Raw genomic sequence first — 6080 nt, forward strand, 5'->3', positions numbered from 1 at the left:
ATAAGTAAACATGATAGTATATTGATAAGAGAATATTCAATAATAATTACAATTTTTACTACACAGTAATAATGTTTTAAGGAGGGGTCAAAATGCCCAATTCACTTGATGTAAATATTCGAGAGTTTAAAACAAAGGTGCGAGATTTCTATATCAATACCTATATTGGAAGCACAGGTGTCCCTACTAATATTGAGGGTTGGTTTTGGTTAGCAGCACAAAACCAAACAACCAGTATGTTCCCAAGTTATACGGGCTTACTTACCTTGGCATTTAACGCAAGATCATTCGCAGCCGACCTCGAATCAGGAATTTCAATTGTTGACAAAGCACGAGCAATTGTTGATCAAGCTCAATCGCAATGGTATCAGAGGTACTGGAATCTAATTGGACCATATTATTCCACCCAAGAAATATGTAGTATGCTTGGGCTAAACTCTATGGTTGATTTTTATAAGAGATTGGGTATTCCACCAGCAGTAGAAACAGCAGCTAACAATTATGCTTCCGGGCAAATTTCGCTTGATCAATTGCGTCAAACTATGTATTTAGATTCAAACGAACAAGTACAAGAATCCTTACAGAATTTTGGAACGACAATCATGACCAGACGGTATTTTACTGATAATGGCGTTTTATTTTCCAATACGGAAGTAGCAAACGCTTTGAAATTAACAGCTCAGTTTTATAACTCGTTATCAGGTACAGACCAAGTGCTGTTTGAAAGTGTTATAAATGCACTAAACCAAGCAAATATTACAACTGTATCCCAAGTGGATGATTTTTTCGCTGTAACTATCTATGGCGATGGAAGTACCTATAATTCAATCCGAGCGAATTCAGGTGACACAACAGTATCAGGAACATCTGGCGCTGACTTAATTCGTGGGAATAACGCAAATAACATCATTGTTGGTGGAACTGGCAATGATATCCTCGAGGGCTTTGGAGGGAATGATTTGCTTCAAGGTGGGGAAGGAAATGATGTTTATCTTTATGCGCCAAATGAAGGCAACGATACGATAGCAGATGTTGCGCTTATCGGAGAGACCAATAAATTGGTTTTTACATCAGGAATCCACCCCAGCGAGATAACGTTATCGCGTAGTTCTGATGATCTGGTATTTACACTGAGTGAGAACAGAGGGAGCGTAACGGTGCAGAACTGGTTTGCGTCAGTAGTTGGCGGAACATATGTGATGTCTGAAGTTATATTCGATGATACTAACACTGTATGGACTCTCTCTGAGATCGAAGCAATGTTGGTTGATCTGACACCTGCCCCAGATCAAACTTCGCACGCCACCAGTCGTAGCACTTCAAACTACCAACTTGACAGAGCCGTAATGGACATTGCAATCGCCGACATGAATCTGAATGGCGATTGCAGCGAACAGGTCTGTGAATCGCTAGGCTATGTACCGGCTTACGACAGTAACCCAGTAGGAGTTTCCGCAAGCGTGAGCGGCGAGTTGCTTCTGGAAGACGAGAGAAAGACCGCCTAATAACAGACATAGAATATGAAAAACATCACAGAACAGATGGAACCTCCCATTAACGATACGGAGCCGAAAGGCTCCGTATCGTCTATAGATCTGGCGCTTACCTGTCTTACGACCGCAGCAAAAATGCACGGGTTGCCAGTAGAACTTGAAGGGCTGAAAAGAGCTTTTCCCTGCACAGACGCCACGCCTGTGTCAATAACAGTGCTTCGTGCGGCCAAGAAAATAGGCTTGAAGGCCGCGTTATTAAATATCAAACCGGATAGGCTGGATTTTTACCCAAAACCCGCAATTTTGCTTTTCCCAAGCAATAGGACATACTTGCTGATACGCCTTGATTATCCAAAGGGAGAAGATGCCGCTCAGGCAGAAAAGATTGCGCCGGCGCGTCTGCTTCTGTTCAATCCAAAGGATTATAAGCCGCTGCTTATGTCATATGAAGACTTTGTTAAACAATGGGAAGGTCAGATTATACCTCTGAAAAAACGTTTTTCGGTTAAAGAAGCAGGGAGAAAGTTCAACATCAGTTGGTTCTTGCCTGTGATTTTACGTTTTAAGAACCATCTGCTCGAAGTATTTATCGCCTCTTTATTCTTGCAGCTATTTGCCCTGATCACTCCGTTGTTTACGCAGGTAATAATCGATAAGGTACTGGTTCACAAAGGAGTCTCTACGCTTCACATTCTTGTAATAGGACTGGTTCTGATCGCTGTATTTGAAATGGCGCTCGACGTCAGCAGAACATATCTTTTCAAACACACTACGAACAGAGTCGACGTAATATTGGGAATGAAACTGTTCAAGCACTTATTATCTCTGCCCGTGCCATTTTTTGAAAACCGTACTGTAGGAACAACTATCGCAAGAGTTCGCGAACTGGAGACTATACGCTCATTCATGACGGGGACGGCCCTTACAGTTGTCTTAGATTTGATCTTCACCGTAATTTTCATCGCCGTGATGTTTTTCTACAGCCCCAAACTTACCTTGATCTCGTTGCTGGCGTTCCCATTTTTTATTGCCTTGTCCGTCTTTGTCACTCCCATCATCCGCGCTAGACTTAACGTTAAATTTGCGTGCAATGCAGAATCTCAGTCGTATCTGGTTGAGACGATCACCGGCATTCAGACGGTAAAAAGTCTGGCCATTGAACCACAACTCAACATGAAATGGGAGGGACTGCTTTCTAACTACGTTACGGCGTCTTTTCGCGCCGGGTTCTTAAGTTCTGTTTCAGGGAGCGCGGCGCGGATGATACAAAAGTTATCCAGCCTCTCAATTCTCTTTTTCGGCGCGACAATGGTAATGAAGGGGGAATTTACGGTGGGGCAGTTGGTTGCCTTTCAGATGCTATCCGGACGCGTAACCGAACCCATCATTCGTCTTGCCACTCTGTGGCAGGATTTTCAACAGGTAAGTGTATCTATAGAGCGTCTAGGCGACGTGTTGAACTTCCCTGGCGAGCTGGACAGTTCTCCGGGAAGAAGCACATTGGGACGAATCAAAGGCCAGGTTACATTTGATCATGTCTCATTCCGCTATCGGCTCGACGGTCCGCCCATATTGGATGACATCGACATCGTCGGGAGGTCTGGCTCTGGAAAAAGTACTTTGTCAAAGTTAATTCAGCGTTTCTACGTCCCTCAGCAAGGACGCGTGCTGATCGATGGCATTGACCTGTCACAGGTAGATCCCGTCTGGCTGCGACGGCAAATTGGTGTTGTGCTGCAAGAAAATTTCCTGTTTGCCGGAAGTATTCGAGATAATATCGCCGCTGTTGACACAGCAGCTTCGCTAGAGCAGGTGATCAACGCTGCGAGGTTGGCGGGAGCACACGAGTTTATCCTTGAACTACCGGACGGTTACGATACGCAGGTTGGAGAGAGGGGGGCTTCGCTTTCAGGTGGACAGCGCCAGCGAATCGCGATAGCCAGGACGTTGTTGACCGATCCAAGAATACTGATACTCGACGAGGCCACTAGTGCGTTAGATTATGAGTCCGAGCGTATCATTCAAGTCAATCTCAAAAAGATATGTGAAAACAGGACTGTCTTTATCATCGCTCACAGGCTCTCCACAGTGCAGAACGCAGACTGTATTATCACAATGGATAAAGGACGGATCATCGAGAAGGGAACGCATCTGGAGCTCTTACGTACCGAGGGCTTATATAGCTTTTTACACAGCCAGCAAGCGTTACTAGACCTACCGGCAAGGAGGAACGGCAATGGCGGCAGAGCATAAGGCGAAGGGCGGTTCAACAATAAGAGACCGGCAAGAACTTGAATTTCTCCCTGCCGCCCTTGAAATCGTGGAGACGCCTCCTTCGCCGATTGGCAGGATGATCGTCTGGATTGTCGTCTTGTTTTTTATTGCACTGGCTTGGTCATATTTGGGGCATGTTGACGAGGTTGCGGTCGCGTCCGGCAAAGTGATTCCCTCCGGACATACGAAGGTCGTTCAGGCGGAAGATAAAGGGATTGTGAGAAAGATTCACGTTTCAGACGGTTTTAAGGTAAAGGCAGGAGACGTCCTTATAGAATTGGATACCGTTTTGACCGCAGCGGATATGGATCGATACAGAAAAGAGCGCGACTTTTTTAAATTAGATCTTGCTCGCCTTTACTCCGAGAAAGACGGCACGTACTTGTCCCCGCCGACAGATATAAATCTGAAAGAAGAGGCGTTCTTACAGCAGGAGCTGACGCTCAGCAGGCGCAGGGAATTCAGCGCCCGGAGCAGCGCCTTGAAACAGCAGATATTGGCAGCTAAAGCCAATTTGGAAAATTCCACAAAGCAGTATGAGAAATATTATTCCATGTTGCCTATAGCCTCCGAGCAAATGAAGAGGACGAAAGAACTTGTTTCAGACGGCACAATCACGCTCTTTGAACATCAAAAATACGTGCAGCAAGAAATAGAGGTAAGGCAGAATATGCTTTCTCAAAGAGCGGACGTTGAACGTAATCGTCACATCGTACAGGAAGCCGAAATGGAATTAAAGCGTGTAGTAGATGAATGGTACACGGAGATCAACTCCAGAATCGTGGAAAATGAGCGGCAGTTAAAAGCGGTCGAGGAGGAGCTGGTCAAGGCGGAGGAAAAACACCGCCTGAGCCGCATCGTCTCTCCTATCAACGGTACGGTACAGCAGCTTTCCGTGCATACGGAGGGGGCGGTGGTGCAGCCTGCGCAGGCCTTGATGCTCATAGTTCCCGATAACGCGGGTGTGGAATTTGAGGTGTGGCTTGAAAATAAAGATATAGGTTTCGTATTCACAGGGCAAGCAGCGGAGGTGAAAGTCGACACTTTTGGATTTCAACGCTACGGTACGCTTGAGGCCACAGTAAAAACTGTTGCCAACGACGCAAAAGACGATGAGAAAAGAGGATTGATCTATCAGGTTTATCTGATCAGCTCGCGTGATTCGTATCTAATCGACGGCCGCGAAGCGCCACTATTACCCGGTATGTCGGTTACTGGCGAAATAAAAATTAAGCAAAAACGTATTATCGAATATTTCCTTGATACCTTCCGCCGATACACAAATGAGGGGCTGAGAGAAAGATGACAGGCTTTTACATTAACGGTGCAATTCGAAGGCCTCGCTCTCTTGTATGCTTGTTGATTTTCGCTTTGCAGTGTGTTCCGGCCTTCGCGGACAAGGCTGCGGAAACGTTTGCATACGCAGAACTGCCTTGGCTTTTGGAGTTGGCGGCACAGAAAAACGCGACAATGTCCGTTGTCTCCGAAAGGATCAATCAGGCAAAAGCAGACCTGAATAAGGCATATGCGGAATTCAGTCCCGAACTTGCCGTGGGCGGCACCGCAAGAGCAAACGACGAGATCAGATACGGCAGGGATAAAGAGGAAACAAACGCATTACTAAACATTTCCCAGACATTATACGCTGGCGGTTCTTTGGTTGCGAATAGGCTTGCGGCACAAATGGTTCTTGCGGCACAAATCGCTGAAGGCTCCCGCGGATACCAGGAAGTCCTTCACGACGTTAGGAGGGCTTACTTTGACTGCCTTCGATCAATGGCGCAGTTACAAGTAGCGAAGGAGGCACTTCATCTCTCTGAAGAACATCTGCGGCAGGCAGAATCATTGTTCAAAGGCGGGATGGCTTCTCGCGGTGATGTATTGAGAGTAAAGGTATCCGTAAACCAGAGCAAGCTTGATATTGTCACGGGACAGAGCAATCTGGAAGTCGCTTGGACAACGCTTGAACATGCCGTGGGCACAGCAGTGGATAAAGAAAAGGTTCTAAAGGCAATTTCTCAGGAGGAAATTGACGATCTTTCCCCGCCGCATTATGCAGTGGCCGCCAACACCACGGAGTTGGCTCTGACACAACGTGCCGAAATGCGGGTATATGGTTTCTATTCAAAAAGAGCAAAATATTTAGTGAGAGCGGCACGGGGACAAAAGGCGCCCCGAATATCTCTTTCTGGACGCTTGAACTCAGACGAGGACGCAAACTCGCTTGCAAACGGAGAATGGTATGTGCAGCTAGATCTACAGTGGATGATTTTTGATGGAGGAAAGATAGACGCCGAGATTAACAAAGCGAAG

Annotated in this window: 4 protein-coding genes; all 4 read left to right on the forward strand. The window is 46.3% G+C overall.

The annotated features are described in order from the left end of the window. Positions 1-92 precede the first annotated feature (92 nt). Positions 93-1505: a calcium-binding protein gene (locus RRY12_12295; protein ID MEG2185452.1), complete on the forward strand. Its 1413-nt coding sequence runs from the start codon at positions 93-95 to the stop codon at positions 1503-1505. A gap of 15 nt (positions 1506-1520) precedes the next feature. After that, positions 1521-3746: a type I secretion system permease/ATPase gene (locus tag RRY12_12300; protein ID MEG2185453.1), complete on the forward strand. Its 2226-nt coding sequence runs from the start codon at positions 1521-1523 to the stop codon at positions 3744-3746. After that, complete coding sequence (locus RRY12_12305; protein MEG2185454.1) at positions 3730-5073, forward strand: HlyD family type I secretion periplasmic adaptor subunit; 1344 nt, start codon at positions 3730-3732, stop codon at positions 5071-5073. The genes RRY12_12300 and RRY12_12305 overlap by 17 nt, the downstream gene beginning before the upstream one ends. Next, on the forward strand, positions 5070-6080 hold a 1011-nt coding region (locus RRY12_12310; GenBank protein MEG2185455.1), incomplete at its 3' end, for a TolC family protein. The genes RRY12_12305 and RRY12_12310, both read left to right, overlap by 4 nt.

The sequence above is a fragment of the Cloacibacillus sp. genome, assembly GCA_036655895.1.
Taxonomy (GTDB): Bacteria; Synergistota; Synergistia; order Synergistales; family Synergistaceae; genus JAVVPF01.

Excerpts from the sequence above, each read along its gene's own strand:
- RRY12_12295 (MEG2185452.1), top strand. The coding sequence starts at position 93 with ATGCCCAATTCACTTGATGTAAATATTCGAGAGTTTAAAACAAAGGTG.
- RRY12_12305 (MEG2185454.1), top strand. The coding sequence starts at position 3,730 with ATGGCGGCAGAGCATAAGGCGAAGGGCGGTTCAACAATAAGAGACCGG.
- RRY12_12300 (MEG2185453.1), top strand. The coding sequence starts at position 1,521 with ATGAAAAACATCACAGAACAGATGGAACCTCCCATTAACGATACGGAG.